We start from the raw sequence: 18,378 nt of genomic DNA, 5'->3' as shown, positions 1-18,378 counted from the left end.
ACACAGATGCGAGACAGAGAAAAGGGTAGCGAGTCGAACGCCGCGACCGCCGCCTCACCGCGACTCGGTCTCGCCCCAGAGGAGTCGCCGAACCGGTGCTCCCACCGCCGAGAAGGCGATGCCGCCCGCGACGATTGCCGTGACAGCTGCGACCAGTGCACCCTCGAGCGGCTCGAACGTCGGCTCCGGTAGCACGACCATGGCGAGGAAGACGAGGGAGAACGCGAGCAGCGAGAACAGCCAGAGGTCGCTGACGGTCGCGTCGAGCTGACGGTAGCCCACACGTGCGAACCAGACCGCGCCGACGACGGCGAGGACGGCTCCGACCCCGAACCACTTCAGCTGACTCGACGGTGCCGGTGTCGAGAGGATGGCTCCGACGAGGAGGGCGAGGACCAGCAGTGGAGTCAGTGCGCGGGTGACGGTGGGCGGCTCGGACATATGTCCTCGTACCGACAGCCGGACCGAGAATCTTTCCGTCCGCGCCTCGCCGGCCGAACGGGTCTCGTCGTCTGGCTCGTCTCAGGACTGTAACAGTCCAGGAAGCAGATTCACGTCGTCGAGGATCGCCTCCGCGCCGTGGGCGACGAACTTCTCCTTTCCGGCGACGCCGGAGAGACCGCCCGTCAGTACGCCGACGCCGGTGTAGCCCCTCGACGGGTCCTCTTCTGCGGCGTTCCGGGCGGTCGCGACGTCGTCCAGCGTGTCGCCGACGAAGACGACGGAGTCGCTGTCGAAGCGTTCGGCGAGGGTCACGAGCGCGTGCGGGTCGGGCTTACCTGCCTCCCAGTCGTCCATCGTGAACCGATGCTCGTCGGGGATGTCGAGGCCGGCGCGGGCGAGCGCGATGTCGGCCTCGGCCGAGGGTCGCCCCGTGACGACGCCGACGTTCCAGTTCTCGGTGAGCGTCTCGACCGTCTCCGGCTCGATGATGACCGGCTCGTCGTGGATGAAGCCCTCGCAGTCGATGTCGGGTTCGCCACCTTCGATCGAGCGGTAGAGGTCGGAGCCGAGGTAGAGCTGCTGGAACACGTCGTGCAGGCGGTCTTTGTCCCACTCCTCCCGGATGCGTTCGAGGGCGTTCGCCCCGACCTCCGCCCCGACGACGAGCTCTGCACTGTCGAGACCGCCCCCGTGCTGTCGTATCTCGTCGGTGAACTCGTCGAGCGAGAGCGACATTCCCTCCCGTGTCGCGAGGACGAACAGCGCCGCCGCGTAGGTGAGTTCCCAGTCGTTGTTGAACCCACCCGCGTCCTTGAACGACTGGATGTCGGCTTTGCGTATCGTCTGGCCGTAGACGCGTTCGACGGACTCCACGATGGCCCGGCGGTAGGAGTCCGCGACGTCCACGAGCACCCCGTCGATGTCGAGGACGACCGTGTCGGCGTTCATACGAGTCGTTTCGAGCCCCGTGGATAAAGGGGTTAACGGACACGCCGGTCGCGGGCGACGAACAGCGTATCGCCCGGAATCGTCTCGCGGTCGACCGGAATCGCCGGCGGATCGCCGCCGAGCGTCGTGAACAGGAACGCAGCGCCGGCACGGCGAGCGACGTCGGCGACCGGCCGATGGAGTTCGGGCGGCAGGTTCAGTGCGTAGATGGCGTCCGCATCGGCGTAGACCGACTGGTCGGGCGCCGTCACGTCGTCGACGACGAACTCGACGCCCGCTGGAACGTCCCGGTCGTGGACGTCCGTCGCGACCACTTCGACGCCCCGTTCGGCGAGGCCGGCCGCAACGTCGGTCCGGTTCCCGATTCCGACCTCTACGACCCGGTCGAATTCGGCGAGCCTGTCAATCAACGAATCGGTCGAATCGGTTACCACGGCGGGATGTTTATGCCCGAAGATGACTTATCGTTTCGCATGCTTGTCGACATCGTCCCCGTGGGGGAGGTGCCCGCGTCCGTGAAGCGGGCCGCATCTGAGGGCCTTCGCTCTGTATACGGCTGTGACGTGACCGTTCACGAGCCCCAGGCACTCCCCAGCGGCGCGTACGACCCGAAGCGGAACCAGTACTCCGCCGAGGAGTTCATCCAATTGGCAGAACGCGTCGGAACCGGGGAGAAGAACATCGCCGTCACCGTCAAGGACCTCTTCTACCGCCGGCGGAACTACGTCTTCGGGCTCGCCTACCTCGACGGAAGCGGGAGCGTCGTCTCGACCTACCGCCTCCAGACCTCCAGCGACGGCGGCTTCTCGCACCGGAGCTCCGAGGAGGTGTTCTCCGACCGCATCCGCAAGGAGATCGTCCACGAGATCGGCCACACGATGGGGCTCGAACACTGTGACAACAACCGCTGTGTGATGAACTTCTCTCCGACCGTCCGCGAGGTCGACGTCAAAGAGGAGAACCTGTGTGGGACCTGCCAGCGACAGGTGCTCTGAGGTGATGACGGGAGCGGCGTTGCCGGACGGGTGGCAGCGGGAGTACGAGGGACGACACGGTGCCGAATACTTCTACGAGCCGCGCAACCTTACCGTGAGCATCCTTCCTCGCTACGAGTCCGCTCGGGCGCGCGCGAGCACGATGGAGCCGACCAGCTATTTGGTGCGCGTTCACCGGCTGTTCTCGTCGGACTTCGCGGTTCCGTTGACCATCGGGACCGCGCGGACGTTCGAGCGGGCGACCGACCTCGCCATGCGGTACATGGAGCAGTTCTCGACCAAGTTCGTCCGGCACGGAGTCGACGGCTTCGAGCCGGCCCTCGAGGTCCTCTCGGCCGTCGCGGACTACTCCGACGACCTGCTGGTGAGCCTGGTTCGCTCGCGCACCCGCTGGGGGCTGCGGGCGATCGCCCACTGCTCCCCCGAGGACATCACGGTCGTCCACCAGCGAGACGGGACCAGCCTCTCTGAAAGAGAGGCGACCGAGCTGTACGAGGCGGTCAGAGATGCGGCTGCTGCCGTCGCGGGCGACCGCCGGCCGACGGCGAGTCTGACGGTGACCGAGCAGGACGCCGTCGCCTGGGTGATGCCGAGGGGCGACCCTGGAGCGGGCACGCTGTTCGTCTTCGACCCCGACGTGGCGATGGAGACGCCGACGCTGTTCGAGGAGCTGACCGAACTGCTGCGTCGGCGGTCCGAGTCGTAGTCTGGAGACCGTGGATAAACAATCCGGCCCAACCTCAGTCTCTGAGCCGGCGGTAGCCGGCGTCGACCAGCCCGGCCAGCCCGAACACGACTGCACCGAGCAACGGGTAGAGCTGTTCGGCGACGCTGTTCGGGAGCACGTACTTCGCGACCGAGACGGCGTACGCCAGCTTCTCACTGACTGTCGACGCCTCACGAACCCGGCTCTCTAGCCCCGCCTCGCGAGCCGACGGCCCGGACGCGCTTCCGTCGGCGGCCGCCGGCTCGTGCGGGGTGACCCGGTCCGCTTCGTATGGCAGGCCGCCCGTCCGTACCGCCCAGACGACCGTCCCACTCTCGTCGAGTTCGACGATGCGGTCGTTGTACGAGTCGGCAACGATGGTGTGGCCGTTCGGGAGGCGGTCGGCGTCGCGGGGCCAGTCGAACGTCGCGCTCCCGCCGACCTCCCAGGTCTTCGTCCCGTCGGGCGCGAACTCGACCACGCGGTCGTGTTCGCTGTCGGCGACGAGGAGCGACCCGTCGCCGAGCCGGTCGGGGTTGTGCTGTTCGTACAGCGGCCCGGCAGAGCCCTCGTACTGGTTCGGCCCGAGGACGGGCTCGACCCGGACCGAGCCGTCGTCGGCGACGTGGAGTTCGACCACCGTGTCGAAGTTGCGCAGGCTCACCTGGAAGACACCCGGCTCGACCCGGTCGACGTCGTTCGCGTGCGTCCAGTCGCCCTCGACACCCATGTCCTCCGGGCGCTCGTACGTGTCGCTGGCGTTCCATTGCCACAGTTTCTCGCCAGCACTGTTCACGGCGAAGACGCGGTCGTTACCGAGGTCCACCATGACGTACCGGGGTTCTCCGTCGACCACGTACCGGTCTGCATCGTGAAGTTCGTGCTCGTGCTTCTCGACGTCGTACCAGGCGTACTCCCAGACGACCCGCTTCGAGTCGCGGTCGACGTGCTTCAGCGCGTTCCGAACGCAGCCGTCGTACCCGTCGCTCGCGTACGGCTCGGGACAGTCCGCATCGGGGAGCGTCTCGGCCGTGGCGATCTGGACGGTGCTCCCGTTCACGGCCTCGACGTCGAAGACGTCGCCAGCGTGGTACTCCCAGACGACCTCACCAGCGGGCGTGAGTTCCACGACGCGGCCCTCGTCTGCGTATCCCTGGAGGCCGACGAGCGTGTTGTTCGCGGGGCGCTCGCGGTCGACCTGCAGCTGTGGGCCGGCTGGTCCGACGAGAACGCCCGCGAGCGCGATAGCCAGACAACAGAGGACGAGGACTGAGAGGAGTCGAGCGCGGCTCCCCGGGTCTCGGAGCGGCGAGAGGGCAGAGTCACCCCCGATAGAAGCGCGGCGGATGACGCGGCGGAGACCTTTCACGACACGAGGTGATGGGACGGCGCTACCTTACGGCTTCGGTTCTCAGGGCGCGTAGTAGTACTCGCCCTGGGACTTCTGCTGGCGGTCGAGCTGCGAGTCGGGCTTGTTGACGCGGGGACGCTTGGTCCGTTCGTCGCGACGGAACGTGACGTCGAGGTTCGCGAGGAACTCGTTCATGCCCGAGCGCATGCCCTGGGGCGTGCCGGCGTGACCGTGGTGGGCCGGCTCGCCGTCGAAGACCATCAGGCGGTCCGCGAGCAGGTCGATCATGTAGATGTCGTGGTCGATGACCATGACGGTCGCGTCCTGGCTCTCGGCGTACCGACGGATGGCGCGCGTGGCCTGCACGCGCTGTTCGACGTCGAGGTGTGCCGAGGGCTCGTCGAGCAGGTAGAGGTCCGCGTCCTCGGACAGACAGGCGGCGATGGCGACGCGCTGGCGCTCACCGCCGGAGAGGTCGTCGAGGTTCTGCTCCATGATGCGGTGCAGCTGGAGCGGCTGGGCGATCTCGGTGTCCCAGTACGACGACCCGAACTGGTCGGTTATCGACGAGAGGAACACGTCGACGCGCATCTGCTTGTCTATCTCGATGTACTGCGGCTTGTAGGAGATGTCCAGCTCGAAATCGACGTCGCCCTCGGTCGGCTCGAGCGCGCCGTTGAGGAGCTTCGCGAACGTCGACTTCCCGATACCGTTCGGACCGACGATGCCCAGCACCTCGTTCTCGTGAATCTGGCCGGCGTCCACGTCGAGGCTGAACTCGCCCTCGCCGTAGCTCATCGAGAGGTCGGGATACTCCGCGAGCACGTCGCCCTCGTCGACGGTCCGGGGCGCGTGTTCCTCGAAGGTGATGGCCTTCGGGCGGATGCGCATGTTCTCGTTCTCGAGGTAGCCCTTGAGGTACTCGTTGATACCGTTCCTGACGGACTTCGGCTTCGTGATGACACCGTACGCCCCGGGTTCACCGTAGGCGAGGTGGAGGTTGTCCGCGAGGAGGTCGAGGATGGCCAGGTCGTGCTCGACGACGAGCATCGACCGGTCGCCCTCCTCGGCGAGCTCTCGGATGAGGCGCGCCGCGGTGACGCGCTGGCCGATGTCGAGGTACGGCGTGACCTCGTCGAGGAAGTAGAAGTCGGCGTCGCGTGCGAGCGTCGCGGCGAGGGCGACGCGCTGGAGCTCACCGCCGGAGAGGCTGTCGATGTCCTGGTCGAGGACCGGCGTGATGGAGAGGCGCTCGGCCAGCCGCTCGATGACGCCGCGCTCGTCGGCCGACTCGAGCAGCGTTCGGGTCTTGCCGTCGAACTGCTTCGGAATCTGGTCGACGTACTGCGGCTTTCGGGCGACCTTCACGTCGCCGTCGCGCAGGTCCCTGAGGTAGTCCTGCAGCTCCGTGCCGCGGTAGCGGTCGAGGATGTCCGACCACTCCGGCTCGCGGCCGTAGTCGCCGAGGTTCGGGTGCATCTCGCCGGCGAGGATGCGGACGGCCGTCGTCTTCCCGATACCGTTCGGGCCGAGGATACCGGTCACGCGACCTTCCTCGGGTGCCGGCAGGCCGTACAGCGAGAAGGCGTTCTCGCCGTAGCGGTGGGCCGGCTCCTCGCTCAGCTCCTGCGGGAGGTTGATTATCTCGATGGCGTCGAACGGGCACTTCTCGACGCAGATACCGCAGGTCTCGCCCAGACAGATCTCCTCGGAGATGCGGACCTGGTCGGGCTTGCCCTCCATGGCGTCCTCGCCGCGGAGGGTGATGCACTCCTTGCCCGTCCGGTTCGGCGGGCAGAAGTTCTTGCACTCGTAGTTACAGCGGTCGGGCTGACAGCGCTCCAGGTCGACGACCGCGATACTGTCGTCCGCCATCTTAGCTGGCCGCGCTCAACATGATGCCCCACGTGACGAACCACATGGAGAAGGTCATGAAGGCGATGAAGAACATGTCCTTCGCGCCGAAGTCGTCCTTGTAGACGCCGAGGAGCCGCTGGAGCACCGGCTGGACGGCGATGGCGACGAGGACGACTGCCTGTGCGGGCTGGTGAAGCGCGGCCTGCGTCGGGGTCATATCCCCGGTGAGCCACGACGAGACGAATGCCGCCGCGACACCAGCCGCCGCCGAGAGTGTCGTACGGGTTACCGTCTCGAAGTGCTGACTCTCCGACTCGACGTCGGTGTCAGCTGTGTCGGTAGCCATGTGCGTTCGTGGGAGAGCGCGCGTAAAAAGGCGTTCGCTTGGCGTTCGCCGCCACCCGGTACGGTTTCGGTCGTGTGCGAGCTGTACTTGTTGGGGTGAATCTTTATGAGCGTGGGCGCTTTCGATTCGTAACGATGGCCGCCACAACTGGGGAAAAACTCGAGGAGCTGCCGCCGAGTGCGAAGCTCGTATTCAAGGTTCTCGAGTACGACGGGCCACTCACACAGAAACAGATAGTAGAGGAGTCGATGCTCTCCGCTCGGACGGTTCGCTACGCGCTCGAACGACTGCAGGACATCGACCTCGTCAACCAGGACGTCTACTTCGCCGACGCGCGACAGAGCCTCTACGAGATCGACGAAGACGCGATGGCGACGGAGAACGGCACGGAAGCCGAACCCTGCTGCGCCGAATAGCCGCCTACTGACTTCCGCTTTTTCCACGACCGACCAGCGGCGCCGACGGTCGGGAGCGGCCGCACGACCCTGCCAGTCACGGTTACACGACCCTGCCAGTCACGGCCACATCGTTCATGTAGGTCGGTATCGACCACCAGCACATGTCCGACGTCTCGGCCGTCCCGGAACCACCGCAGGGTCAGCGACGGCTCTGGGTCATCGCCCTCGTCTTCGTGATGCTCGCGTCCAGCGTCCTCGGCGTCGCCGGCGCCTACGTCTACGGCGGACAGGACCCGCTCGACCCGCCGGAGACGGAGTTCGCCTTCGCGGAGACGAACGCCGGTGAGCTCACCATCAGCCACGACGGCGGCGAGGCGCTCCCGGCCGGTTCGGTCAGCATCGTCGTCGGCGACTCCCGGACCACCTGGGCGGCGACGGACTTCAGCGTGGACGACGGAGACAGCATCGCGACCGGTGATTCGACGACCATCTCGGGCGTCGAGTCGGGCGACACCGTCCAGCTCGTCGCCGAGCGCAACGGGCGGACCTACGTCGTCGGCGAGTACGAGGTCGCCTGACCGCGCTCTCTCGACACCGACACGCAGCACGTCCACACCGAACCGCCTTTTGCCGACCGTGTCCCAGCACGTTCCATGAAACCGAAACGACTCGTCCTGGTCGGCGTGGCCCTGTTCGCCGCCAGCATCGTCGCCGGCACCATCCAGGCGACCCCCATCGAGGGCGTCTCCGAGGCCAAGCGAACGGCGCTCGGAATCGCCGTCTCGACGCCGGTCGGCCTGATGGTGTTCGGTCTCGTCGGCAACAACTTCGACACCGACGGCTACCTCGAGAACCGGTCGTTGGCCGCGAAGTTCGGCGACCTCGTCTTCGTCGAGTTCGCCGCCATCATCGTCGCGCTCCTGAGCGTCGTCCTGTTCGAGGGACTGCTCGGGAACACCGCCGGCTGGATCGGGGCGGGTGCCGGCTACTTCGCGGCCTTCCTGACGTTCACCTGGCGGGCGAACGAGTATCTCGTCGGGCCGGACGACGACGAAGACGAGTAGTACGGCGACCGAATCGACGGCGGAACTGTAGCCACAGAAGACACTTGTTCTAGTAAAAAAATCGAGATGTATGCAACGAAGGGCGTTCCTCGCGGTGGGGGTGGGACTGTTCGGCGGCTGTCTCGGTAGCGGTTCCACCGGGACAGGTGAACCCGAAGCTGCGACGGACCAGACAGCGACGACCACGATGGTTGCGACTCCGAGCCATCCGGACGGTGTCCCCACACCTGACGACGATTGCGAGGCGGGGTCGCTCCCGGAGGCGACCTATCCATCGCTCCCGGCGTCACTGACCGAATCGACCGTCACAGAGTTCGCCATCCAGTTCGAGAAAGCACTGGCCCACGCCGAGGTCGAGCGCGAATCGCGCTGGACGTTCTCCGGGTTCGACGGGTCGGGCGCAACGGTCGAGAGCCGGACAGAGACGGGCTATGTCGTCAGAACGTGGGTCGCTGTCGACGCCTCGGAAACCGGTGACGGGACGCGGACCATGCATCGAAGTTCCACCTCGTACGGCTGGTACTACGTGACCGACAGGTTCGCGGCGCGAGCGCCCGGCGAGGCCGACGACACACAGCCGACCATCGGCTGGGGAATCGTCGCCTGTGCCTGAAAGCGGCCGTCGCGCGTATCTGAAAGAGAGAACCGGCCCTTTCGCTCAGGCCGTGTGGACCGTGATGGTGTTCTTGTGGTCGATAGCGCGCTCCAGTTCGTCCGCGATGGCCGAGCCACGCGAGACCTGGACCTCGCCGCCGCGGCCGACCGTCGCCGTGAACAGGTAGTCGCCGGCAGCGCGGACCTCGACGGTCTCGCCGGTGTGGCCGTCGACCGGGATGACGATGTGCCGGGAGGTTATCTCGGGGGTGACGAGCTGGCCGGCGTCCTGCTGGCCGCCGCTGCTGCCGCCGGAGCCGCCATCTCCGCTCGAGCCACCCGTTCTGTAGTGCGGGTTCTCGTCGTGCGTCCGGACGTCGATGTCGATGCCGAGGCGGTTCTCGATGTCGGTGATGCGGCCGCCGCCCTTGCCGATGACCGCCGAGATGTCGTTCTCCTCGACGTAGACGACCGCGGTGTTCTGGCCCTTCAGGTCGACCGAGACGTGGCCGCGGGCGATGGAGCGGATCTCCCGCTCTATCTCCTGTTTCGCGATGCGGTTGACGCCGGTGTCCTTGCGCTCTTCTTCCTCCTTGAGCGGGACGGTGACGACCTGCCGGTTGAAGGTGTAGATCTCGTACTCCGGCGTGCCCGTCTCGAACTCCTCGATGACGATGACCGGCCGGGCGAGGTCCTCCTCGGTGAGGCCCGCGGGGACCTTGACCTCGGTCCGGACGTCGTAGACCTTGGCTATCTCACCGGCCTCGATGTAGACGACGGTGTCGACGACCTGCGGAATCATGCCGAGTTCGACCCGGCCGACGAGGCGCTGGAGCGCGTCGATGGCTCGCGTCGCGTGGACCACGCCGATCATGCCGACGCCGGCGAGGCGCATGTCCGCGAAGACCTCGAAGTCGTTCGTCTTCCTGACCTCGTCGTAGATGGTGTAGTCCGGCCGGACCATCAGCAGGGCGTCGGCCGTGTTCGCCATCTCGCCGTCGAGTTCGGTGTACTGCGTGATCTCGGGGCCGACCTGCAGGTCGCGCGGCTTCTCCATCGTCTTGACGGAGTAGTCGTGGCTGGAGATGAACCGCGCGACTGCCTGCGCGAAGGTGGACTTCCCGGCACCCGGTGCCCCGGAGATGAGCACGCCGCGCTGGCGTTCGAGGAGACGCTCTTTGAGCTCCTCGCTGTGCTCGTAGTCCTCCATGTCGGTCTGGGCGATTGGCCTGACGGCGGTTATCTCGATGCCGTCGGCGAACGGCGGGCGGGCGACCGCGATGCGGTAGTCGCGGAACTGGACGATGTCCATCCCGTTGCGCGAGAGTTCGAGGAAGCCCTCGGAGGACTCCTTCGCCGCGTCGATGACCTCGTTGGCGTACTCGCGCATCGTCGCCTCGTCGAGCGGCTCGTCGGCGATCTCGACGTAGTGCATGTCGCCGATGGCACCGCGTTTCGCCTTCGGGACGGCGTCCTGCCGGAGGTGGACGCTCATCGTGTCGTCGTCGAAGTAGTGCTGGATGGCGAGCGTATCGATGCTCCGGCTCTCGGCGGAGACGAACTCGACGTCGAGGCCCTTCGCCTTCGCGACCTCGGCCTGGACGACGTCGCTCGTGAGGAACGTCGCGCCCATGCTGGCCGCGAGGTCGCGGATGTGGGCGTCTATCTCGCCCTCGGCGGCGTTGCTTATCTCGACCTCGTCGGGGCGCTCCCCGACGTACTCCAGCGTGATGGTTCCCGCGTCCGCTAACTCGGCCAGGCGCTGGAGTTCCTCCAGCCCCTCCCAGCCGGTGTCGAAACCGGCGTTGGCCTGCGATTCCAGCTCGGCGACGACGGCCTCGGGAACCGAGATGGTGGCTCCCTCGTAGTCGCCGTCGTCGACCTTCTCGGACACGCGGCCGTCGATGACCACGCTCGTGTCCGGAACAACGTTCATGTGCGCCTGTAGGGCCCCGCTGGTTCTTAAGGCCACGGCTGCGACACGTTGCGTTATCACTGCACACGGTGTGGATTCCGGGAACCGATTTCGTGACGTGCGACGACGACCAATCTACCGAGTGGCGCGCGCTGACAGCCGGCCCGAGCGATAGCGAGGCGGCTCCGCCGCCTCGGAGCGAACGGGCCACTCGTGGCCCGTGAGCAGTGGCTGCGGTGCGGATGCGGTTTCTCGGTTCCGTCGTGATTCGTGAACTGTGCTTGCAAAACCGCTCTCATAGGGAGACGACCGCGCCAGTTCCAGCCAGACCCGATGCAACACGAATGCGGTGAAATTCCCCACACGCCTTTTTCCCACCACATCCCCACATCCGAGTCATGCAGGAACTCACGGACCTCACGCGCGACCTCGTCGCCATCCCGAGTCACGAGGGAGAGGCCGCCGCCGGGGACTACATCGAGGACTGGCTGCACGAGCACACCGACGCCGAGGTGACGCGGGACGACGCCGGCGCCGACGAAGGGCGGGGTGGCAACGTCATCGCGCGTCGGGGCAACACGGAACGAGACTCACCCACGCTCGCACTCGTCGGCCACCACGACGTCGTCCCCCCGGACGAGACGCAGGTCGACGACGAGGGGAACTACGTCGTCTACGAGGAGGACGGCCGACTCTACGGCCGGGGCTCGGCGGACATGAAGGGCGCAGACGCGGCCGCCATGCTGGCCTTCCGTGACGCAGACCTCGGGGAGGCAGAATACGAGCTCGTCTTCGCCTGCTTCGTCGGCGAGGAGGTCGGCGGCGTCGGCGCTCGATACGCCATCGAGCAGGGCTTCGCGCCGGACCACGCGCTCGTCGCGGAGGGGTCGACCGGCTACGCCTCCGCCGAGGGCGTCCTCGACGTGGCGCTGGCGCACAAGGGTCGGCGCGGGAGCACCATCACGGCCCGGGGCGAGGCCGCCCACGCGAGCGAGCCACACCTCGGCGCGAACGCGGTCTACCGGGCCTGCGACGCCGTCGACGTCGTGCGGGAACTCGACTGGCCGACCATCGAGGTCGCCGGCGAGGAGCTGTCGGGGAGCGTCTGCGTCACCGAGATAGACGGCGGCTCGGCGTGGAACGTGGTCCCAGAGACCTGCGAGGTGACGGTCGACGAACGGACCGTTCCCGGCGAACGGGCCGACCTCGCGCAGGTCGAAAATATCGAGGGCGTCCAGTGGGCCGTCGACCAGGACCTTCCGCCGATGCGCTGTGAGGACGACGAGTTCGCCGACGCCGCGCTCGCGGCGGTCCGGGCCGTCCAGTCGGGACGGGGCCAGCACGTCACGAAGCCGCACGCGACCGACGCCGGCTGGCTTGCGCAGGCGGGCACCGAGTGCGTCGTCTGCGGCCCGTCGGAGACTGGTGAAGCGCACACGAAGACCGAGAGCGTGAGCCTCGACGTGCTGGCGACGTGCTACGAGGCGTACCGGGAACTGGCGGAGACGTGGGGGTGACGTAGCTCCGGCACCCAGAGTCACGAGTTCACACGCGACACCGCCGGATTGATAGTTTCGAACCGAAAAGGTAGTCCATGGCAACCGAAGCCGCCACTGACAACGTCGGCGACACCTACGAGGAGTTCCTCTCCACCGTCAAGCGCATCTCCAACATCGGGTTCTCCCAGCAGGTTCTCAGCTGGGACCAGGAGGTCATGATGCCCGAGGACGGCATCAAAGCACGGTCACAGCAGCTCTCCACGCTCTCCGCCCTGAGCCACGAGCTGCTCACCGACGACGAGATGGCCCGGCACCTCGACGAGCTCGAATCGGCGGACCTCGACGAGGGCCAGCAGGCCGTCGTCCGAGAGATCCGACGCAAGCACGAGCGAGCGACACGGGTCCCCACGGAACTCGTCCAGGAGATATCCCAGACGACCTCCGAAGCGCACCCGAAGTGGAAGAAAGCGAAGGCGGAGGACGACTTCTCCATCTTCGCGCCGACGCTCGAGAAGCTGGTCGAGCTGAAGCGCGAGTACGCCGCCTGCATCGACCCCGACAAGGATCCGTACGAGGTCCTGTTCGAGGAGTACGAGCCGTACCTCGGCCTCGATACGGCCTCCGATATGCTCGCACAGCTACGCGAGGAGCTCGTCCCCCTCGTCGAGGACATCCGCGCTTCCGACGCAGAGCTCGCGACGCCGTTCGAGGGCGAGTTCGACGTCGAGACCCAGGAGGAGCTGGCCCGCGACGTGCTCGACACGCTCGGCTACGACTGGGACCGCGGCCGCCTCGACGTCGCGCCGCACCCGTTCTCGACGGGCACGCAGTTCGACGCCCGCGTCACGACCCGCTTCGACGAGTCCGACCCGCTCGGTGCCCTGACCTCGACCATCCACGAGTTCGGCCACGCCCAGTACACGCTCGGCTTGCCGGACGAGCACTACGGCACGCCGCTGGGCGAGTCGCGCGACCTCTCCGTCCACGAGAGCCAGTCGCGCCTCTGGGAGAACCACGTCGGCCGCAGCGAGGCGTTCTGGGAACGGTTCCTCCCGACGATGAAAGAGCGCTTCCCGCAGCTCGGCGACGCCACGCCGCGTGACGCCTACGAGGCCGCGAACACGGTCAAGGAGGACAACCTCATCCGCGTCGAGGCGGACGAGCTGACCTACCACATGCACATCATCGTCCGCTTCGAGATCGAGAAGGAGCTCATCTCGGGCGACCTCGATGTCTCCGACGTTCCCGAGACGTGGAACGACAAGTACGAGGAGTACCTCGGCCTCCGCCCGGAGACCGACGCCGAGGGCTGTCTGCAGGACATTCACTGGAGCCACGGCAGCTTCGGCTACTTCCCGACGTACTCGCTCGGCTCCGTCATGGCCGCCCAGCTGTACGAGGCCGCCGAGGGGGACATCGCGACGCTCGAGTCACAGATCCGCGCCGGCGAGTTCGACGACCTGCGCGAGTGGCTGCGCGAGCACGTCCACCAGCACGGCAAGCGCTTCACGACCGACGACCTGGTCCGCGAGGCCACCGGCGAGGAGTTCACCGCCGACTACTTCGTCGACTACGTGACCGAGAAGTACGGCGAGCTGTACGACCTGTAGCCGTCCACGACGGCACCTTCTTCGAGCCGAGCCACATACGTTCGGCCCGACATTTTCCCGCGTGTGGCGACTACCGTCACACATGGAGCGCGTCAACCCCGCGACCGGCGAGACACTGGGAACCATCGAGGAACACACCGACGACGAGGTCGACCAGCGGCTCGCCAGGGCCGAGGAGACCTTCGAGGATTGGCAGGACGTAGAGATGACGGAGCGTCGACAGCTGCTGCTGGACGCCGCCGAGGTGCTCCGCGAGAACACCGACGAGTACGCCGAACTGATGACCGAAGAGATGGGCAAACCCATCGACCAGGGTCGCGACGAGGTCGAGAAGTGCGCCTGGGTCTGCGAGCACTACGCCGAGATGGCCCCCGAGTACCTGCAGGACGAGGTCCGCGGCGGCGCGGAGCACGCGAAGACGTACGTCACCTACGAGCCTCTTGGGCCTGTTCTGGCGGTGATGCCGTGGAACTTCCCGTTCTGGCAAGTGTTCCGGTTCGCCGCGCCGAACCTCGTGGCCGGGAACGTCGGCCTGCTCAAACACGCCTCGAACGTCCCGAAGTGCGCGCAGGCCATCGAGGAGGTGTTCCGCGAGGCAGGCTTCCCCGAGGGAGCCTTCCAGACGTTGCTCGTCGGCGGCTCCCGCGCCGAAGACGTTATTCGTGACGACCGGGTCCGGGCCGTCACGCTCACCGGCAGTGGTGGTGCTGGCGAGAAGGTTGCGGCGACCGCCGGCGAGGAGCTGAAGAAGACCGTGCTCGAACTCGGCGGCTCCGACCCGTTCGTCGTCCTCGACGACGCCGACCTCGACGCGGCCGCCGAGACCGCGGCCCGGGCTCGGCTCCAGAACAGCGGCCAGTCCTGCATCGCCGCCAAGCGCTTCATCGTCCACGGCGAGGTGTACGACGAGTTCCTCGAGCGGTTCGTGGCCGAGGTGGAGGACTGGACGGTCGGTGACCCGACGAAGGAAGCGACCGACATCGGCCCGCAGGCCCGCGAGGACCTGATGCAGGACCTCCACGAGCAGGTGACGGATTCGATAGACGCGGGCGCGACCTGTGCGATGGGTGGCGAACCCCTCGACAGGGACGGGTTCTACTACCCGCCGACGATACTGACCGACGTCACGGCGGACGCGCCAGCCGCCGCCGAGGAGACGTTCGGACCCGTCGCCGCCGTCTTCCGCGCCGAGAGCGAAGAGCGGGCAGTCGAACTCGCGAACGACACCCAGTACGGACTGGGGGCGTCGATCTGGACGAGCGACCTCGACCGCGGCGAACGGGTCGCACGCGACATCGAAGCCGGCTGTACCTTCGTCAACGAACTCGTGAAGTCCGACCCGCGCATCCCCTTCGGTGGCGTGAAGGAATCGGGCTACGGCCGCGAGCTCTCGCGTGAAGGTATCCGCGAGTTCGTCAACCGCAAGACGGTGTGGCTACAGGACGCAGGGGCAGGGTCGGAGTAACGAGACAGCGGCTGTCGGTTCGGAGTAACGGAACACCGGCTGTCGGTTCGGGGGAACGGAGAGGCGAAGCCCGGACCGGCACGACCGTGCTACCGACCAACCGGTGATTCCCCGGACGTGACGTAACTCCCCAGCGCACCGTTTGTACCGTTCATCTCGGTACGTCACGTACCGGTTACATGGAGCCGTTGCCTCCGCGGCCGAACCGCTCTCCCCGGTCGCGTCGTCAGGTTCTCCGCGCAGTCGGGACGCTGAGTGCCGCGGGACTGTCCGGCTGTCTCTCGGACCCCTTCTCACGTGCCAGGGACACCACCCCGACCAGTTCCGACGACGCGTCGCCCCTGTCCTCGCCACGACCGGAGGGTGATGCCGTTCCGTCTGCGCTCGAGACGTCGATAACCGTCACCGACGCGTTCGCCGTCTCCCACATCAGGAGCTACAGCTCGAACGGGGTCACGGTCCGGGTGGTCCCCGACGACGTGGATTTCGACTCCTTCGACCTCTCGACGATGGCGTTGCTCGTCGCCGCGAGGCAGTTCCCGGGCGGGAAGATCGTCGCCTACGGGCAGAGCGAGGGCGTCCTCGACGCCACGCGAGCACAGGACGTGACCGTCGCGGTCGACCTGTCCGACGCACCCGTCGGCGAGCCGCTCTACTACTCGGTCTTCGCGCTCCCGGCCGGCAAGAGCTTCGACGCGCTCGTTCCCGACGAGATAGAGTACGTCCACGAGACCGACCCCTTCGTCCGTCACGACGACGGCCGCATCCGGCGCGTCTCGACGAAGGAGCTCGACGCCGTCGGAGACGACTCGGGACAGAACCACCGCCGGTCGAGCGTCGAGGGAGCCTACCGGCTGACGTTCACGGGCCGGACCGAGGGCACGGAGTGGAGCGCCGAGTTCTTCGTCTTCAAGGCTGCCTACGTGCAGGCTGTCCGGCGGGACCACGGTCGCTCCCGTCCGGAGTTCGTCGCCTACGAGACGAACGCCGGGTTCGCGACCGAGATCGCGTCCATCCTCGCGGGGGTCGCCAGGCGCAACGGGTTCACGACCCGTCGCCAGCAGCTCGAGTTCGTCGTCGATTTCGTCCAGCACCTCCCGTACGTTCCCGACGACGTGAGCAAGGGGTTCGACGACTACACGAAGTACAGCCTGGAGACGCTCGTCGAGTGCGGCGGCGACTGCGAGGATTCGAGCATCCTGCTCGCGAGCGTTCTCCAGGCCCCGGTGTTCGGCTACGACACCGTCCTCATCCAGCCGCCGGGCCACATGGCCGTCGGAATCTACGGTCCCGACGACTCGCCGGGCTACTACTGGGAGCGTGACGGCCGGCGCTACTACTACGTCGAGACGACCGGTGTCGGCTGGGCCATCGGCGACCTGCCGATGCTGTACCGCGGGAAGCCGGCCATCGTCCACCTGGTGTAGGTCGGCTGGAGCATTCGATTTCGGTGGCCTCTCCGACCCCCGTCTCCCAGACGCCCCCGGACCACTACCCAGTTAGGCTATCCCACCAACCGGCTGTGGTGACACGTCTCTACTATGGAAGGGGACGGTTCCGATTCGACGGCGGCGACAGACCAGCGGACGGTCGCTGAGACGCTCGTTACCTGTCTCGAGCGCGAGGGCGTCGAACACGTGTTCGGCCTGCCCGGCGAGGAGCTCGGCGACCTCCTGTTCGCGATACGAGATTCCGACATCGAGTTCGTCCCGGTTCGGCACGAGCAGGGTGCGGCGTTCATGGCGGACGTCCACGGCCGGCTGACCGGCGACGCCGGCGTCTGCATGGGGACGCTCGGCCCCGGGGCGACGAACCTCCTCACGGGCGTCGCCGACGCCCAGCTCGACAAGGCCCCGCTCGTCGCGCTCACGGGGCAGGGCAGTCTCGAGCGAGTCCACAAGGAGAGCCACCAGATGCTCGACGTGCCCCACGTCTTCGGGCCCGTCGTGAAGTGGAACACGACGGTGAGCGACCCCGCGGTGGTCGCCGAGTCCGTTCGCAAGGCGTTCAAGCTCGCGGAGACGGAGAAACCGGGTGCGACGCACCTGGAGGTCCCCGAGGACGTCGCGGCGGAGGCGTGCGACGTCGACCCGCTCCCGAACCGCGAGCGGGTGCGGCTCCCCGACCCGGACGAGCCCTCCGTCGAACGGGCCGCCCGCGTGTTGCGCGACGCCGACCGACCGCTGGTGCTCGCGGGCAACGGCGCGGTCAGGGCCCACGCGGCGAGTTCCCTCCGTTCGTTCGTCGAGGAGACGGAGCTGCCGGTCGTCGAGACGTACATGGGTAAGGGCGCTATCTCGGACCACGACGACCACTCCCTGATGACGCTCGATTCCGGCGACGACGGCGAGACCGCGGCCGCCGTCGAACGAGCAGACGCCGTCCTCGCGGTCGGCTACGACATCGCCGAACACGACCCCGAGTCGTGGAACCCCGACCGTGACAAGCGGGTCGTCCACCTGGACGCCGAACCGGCCGAGGTGTACGCCCATTACGACCCCGAGGTCGAGATCGTCGCGGACGTCGAACGGGGACTGGACGCGCTCGCGACAGCCGCATCCGGCTGTGCAGCGGACGCCGACTGGTACGCCGACGCTCGCGACGCGGTCCTCGAAGCAGCCAGAGAACGGCCGGACGAGAACGACGACTTCTCCGTCCGTGGGACGGTCCCGCTGCTCCGCGAGGCGATGGCCGACGAGGACGTGCTCGTCTCGGACGTCGGCAGTCACAAGATGGTACTCTCGCAGTACTTCCCGACCGTCGAGCCGAACACCTTCCTCGTCTCGAACGGCCTCGCGACGATGGGTATCGCCGTTCCTGGAGCCGTCTCCGCCGACCTCGCGGTCGATGGCGACGTGGTCGCGGCCACCGGCGACGGTGGATTCCTGATGAACGCGGCGGAACTGGAGACCGCCTCGCGCCTCGGCTGTGACTTCACCGTCGTCGTGTTCCAGAACGACGACTACGGGCTCATCTCGGAGGAACAGCGCGAGGAACGAGGCGAGTCGTTCGGGACCCACATCGGCAATCCCGACCTCGTCACCTTCGGCGAGAGTTTCGGCCTCGAGACGTACCGACCCGGCTCGTGGGCAGAGCTCGGAGAGACGCTGAACGAGGCGGTCGCGAGCGACGAGCTGTCGATGGTCGTCGTGGACGTGCCGCGGGACTCGTAGCGTCGGTCCGCAC

At 67.1% G+C, this 18,378-nt stretch carries 18 protein-coding genes; 11 read left to right on the top strand and 7 right to left on the bottom strand.

The genetic code is table 11. The features are described from left to right. Nucleotides 1-54: 54 nt before the first annotated feature. The 3 genes from ACSC1Y_RS10835 to ACSC1Y_RS10825 form a co-directional block, all read right to left on the bottom strand. A complete protein-coding gene (locus ACSC1Y_RS10835) occupies nucleotides 55-441 on the bottom strand; it encodes a hypothetical protein (protein ID WP_435334858.1) in 387 nt (128 codons plus the stop codon). A gap of 81 nt (nucleotides 442-522) precedes the next feature. Next, on the bottom strand, nucleotides 523-1,392 hold the full coding sequence (locus ACSC1Y_RS10830; protein WP_435334857.1) for a TIGR01548 family HAD-type hydrolase: 870 nt from the start codon (nucleotides 1,390-1,392) through the stop codon (nucleotides 523-525). Nucleotides 1,393-1,424: 32 nt separating this feature from the next. Next, nucleotides 1,425-1,826: a UPF0146 family protein gene (locus ACSC1Y_RS10825; protein WP_435334856.1), complete on the bottom strand. Its 402-nt coding sequence runs from the start codon at nucleotides 1,824-1,826 to the stop codon at nucleotides 1,425-1,427. A gap of 39 nt (nucleotides 1,827-1,865) precedes the next feature. On the opposite strand from ACSC1Y_RS10825, the gene ACSC1Y_RS10820 reads away from it, so the two are divergent. Together ACSC1Y_RS10820 and ACSC1Y_RS10815 are read left to right on the top strand one after the other, a co-directional pair. Then, on the top strand, nucleotides 1,866-2,387 hold the full coding sequence (locus tag ACSC1Y_RS10820) for an archaemetzincin family Zn-dependent metalloprotease (RefSeq protein ID WP_435334855.1): 522 nt from the start codon (nucleotides 1,866-1,868) through the stop codon (nucleotides 2,385-2,387). 4 nt (nucleotides 2,388-2,391) lie between these two features. Then, nucleotides 2,392-3,093 (top strand): hypothetical protein, encoded by a 702-nt coding sequence (locus ACSC1Y_RS10815; RefSeq protein ID WP_435334854.1) that lies wholly within the window; start codon nucleotides 2,392-2,394, stop codon nucleotides 3,091-3,093. Nucleotides 3,094-3,127: 34 nt separating this feature from the next. Here ACSC1Y_RS10815 and ACSC1Y_RS10810 read toward each other — a convergent pair whose 3' ends face one another. The 3 genes from ACSC1Y_RS10810 to ACSC1Y_RS10800 are packed head-to-tail and all read right to left on the bottom strand — an operon-like array spanning nucleotide 3,128 to nucleotide 6,647. After that, complete coding sequence (locus tag ACSC1Y_RS10810) at nucleotides 3,128-4,462, bottom strand: NHL repeat-containing protein (protein WP_435334853.1); 1,335 nt, start codon at nucleotides 4,460-4,462, stop codon at nucleotides 3,128-3,130. Nucleotides 4,463-4,504: 42 nt separating this feature from the next. Further along, entirely contained in the window at nucleotides 4,505-6,319 is a 1,815-nt protein-coding gene (locus ACSC1Y_RS10805; RefSeq protein ID WP_435334852.1) for a ribosome biogenesis/translation initiation ATPase RLI, read from the bottom strand. A gap of 1 nt (nucleotide 6,320) precedes the next feature. Then, nucleotides 6,321-6,647, bottom strand: coding sequence for an EMC6-like membrane protein (locus ACSC1Y_RS10800; protein ID WP_435334851.1), 327 nt, complete (start codon nucleotides 6,645-6,647; stop codon nucleotides 6,321-6,323). A 134-nt stretch (nucleotides 6,648-6,781) separates the two neighbouring features. On the opposite strand from ACSC1Y_RS10800, the gene ACSC1Y_RS10795 reads away from it, so the two are divergent. The 4 genes from ACSC1Y_RS10795 to ACSC1Y_RS10780 all read left to right on the top strand — a co-directional run bounded on the left by ACSC1Y_RS10795 (nucleotide 6,782) and on the right by ACSC1Y_RS10780 (nucleotide 8,722). Beyond that, entirely contained in the window at nucleotides 6,782-7,063 is a 282-nt protein-coding gene (locus tag ACSC1Y_RS10795) for a MarR family transcriptional regulator (RefSeq protein WP_435334850.1), read from the top strand. A gap of 143 nt (nucleotides 7,064-7,206) precedes the next feature. Continuing rightward, nucleotides 7,207-7,623 (top strand): flagellar basal body-associated FliL family protein, encoded by a 417-nt coding sequence (locus ACSC1Y_RS10790; RefSeq protein ID WP_435334849.1) that lies wholly within the window; start codon nucleotides 7,207-7,209, stop codon nucleotides 7,621-7,623. A gap of 75 nt (nucleotides 7,624-7,698) precedes the next feature. Further along, entirely contained in the window at nucleotides 7,699-8,109 is a 411-nt protein-coding gene (locus tag ACSC1Y_RS10785; RefSeq protein ID WP_435334848.1) for a hypothetical protein, read from the top strand. 70 nt (nucleotides 8,110-8,179) lie between these two features. Next, nucleotides 8,180-8,722, top strand: a complete 543-nt coding sequence (locus ACSC1Y_RS10780) for a hypothetical protein (RefSeq protein ID WP_435334847.1) — start codon at nucleotides 8,180-8,182, stop codon at nucleotides 8,720-8,722. A gap of 45 nt (nucleotides 8,723-8,767) precedes the next feature. Here the strand turns inward: ACSC1Y_RS10780 and ACSC1Y_RS10775 are convergent, their stop codons facing one another. Beyond that, the gene (locus tag ACSC1Y_RS10775; RefSeq protein ID WP_435334846.1) at nucleotides 8,768-10,639 is read right to left on the bottom strand and encodes a PINc/VapC family ATPase; all 1,872 of its coding nucleotides are present in this window, start codon (nucleotides 10,637-10,639) and stop codon (nucleotides 8,768-8,770) included. Between the two features lie 377 nt (nucleotides 10,640-11,016). On the opposite strand from ACSC1Y_RS10775, the gene ACSC1Y_RS10770 reads away from it, so the two are divergent. The 5 genes from ACSC1Y_RS10770 to ACSC1Y_RS10750 all read left to right on the top strand — a co-directional run bounded on the left by ACSC1Y_RS10770 (nucleotide 11,017) and on the right by ACSC1Y_RS10750 (nucleotide 18,365). Continuing rightward, the gene (locus tag ACSC1Y_RS10770) at nucleotides 11,017-12,135 is read left to right on the top strand and encodes a M20 family metallopeptidase (protein WP_435334845.1); all 1,119 of its coding nucleotides are present in this window, start codon (nucleotides 11,017-11,019) and stop codon (nucleotides 12,133-12,135) included. A 77-nt stretch (nucleotides 12,136-12,212) separates the two neighbouring features. After that, the gene (locus ACSC1Y_RS10765) at nucleotides 12,213-13,727 is read left to right on the top strand and encodes a carboxypeptidase M32 (protein ID WP_435334844.1); all 1,515 of its coding nucleotides are present in this window, start codon (nucleotides 12,213-12,215) and stop codon (nucleotides 13,725-13,727) included. Between the two features lie 82 nt (nucleotides 13,728-13,809). Beyond that, nucleotides 13,810-15,192, top strand: coding sequence for an NAD-dependent succinate-semialdehyde dehydrogenase (locus tag ACSC1Y_RS10760; RefSeq protein ID WP_435334843.1), 1,383 nt, complete (start codon nucleotides 13,810-13,812; stop codon nucleotides 15,190-15,192). Between the two features lie 179 nt (nucleotides 15,193-15,371). Next, nucleotides 15,372-16,619 carry a hypothetical protein gene (locus ACSC1Y_RS10755; protein WP_435334842.1) on the top strand — a complete coding sequence of 416 codons (1,248 nt, stop codon included), beginning with the start codon at nucleotides 15,372-15,374 and terminating at the stop codon, nucleotides 16,617-16,619. Nucleotides 16,620-16,733: 114 nt separating this feature from the next. After that, nucleotides 16,734-18,365, top strand: a complete 1,632-nt coding sequence (locus ACSC1Y_RS10750) for an acetolactate synthase large subunit (RefSeq protein ID WP_435334841.1) — start codon at nucleotides 16,734-16,736, stop codon at nucleotides 18,363-18,365. Nucleotides 18,366-18,378 lie beyond the last annotated feature (13 nt).

Origin of the sequence: Haloarchaeobius lipolyticus (genome assembly GCF_051208015.1) — an archaeon.
Taxonomy (GTDB): Archaea; Halobacteriota; Halobacteria; order Halobacteriales; family Natrialbaceae; genus Haloarchaeobius.
Note: the sequence above shows the minus strand (reverse complement) of the source record. Positions and strands in the feature narration are given on the sequence as shown.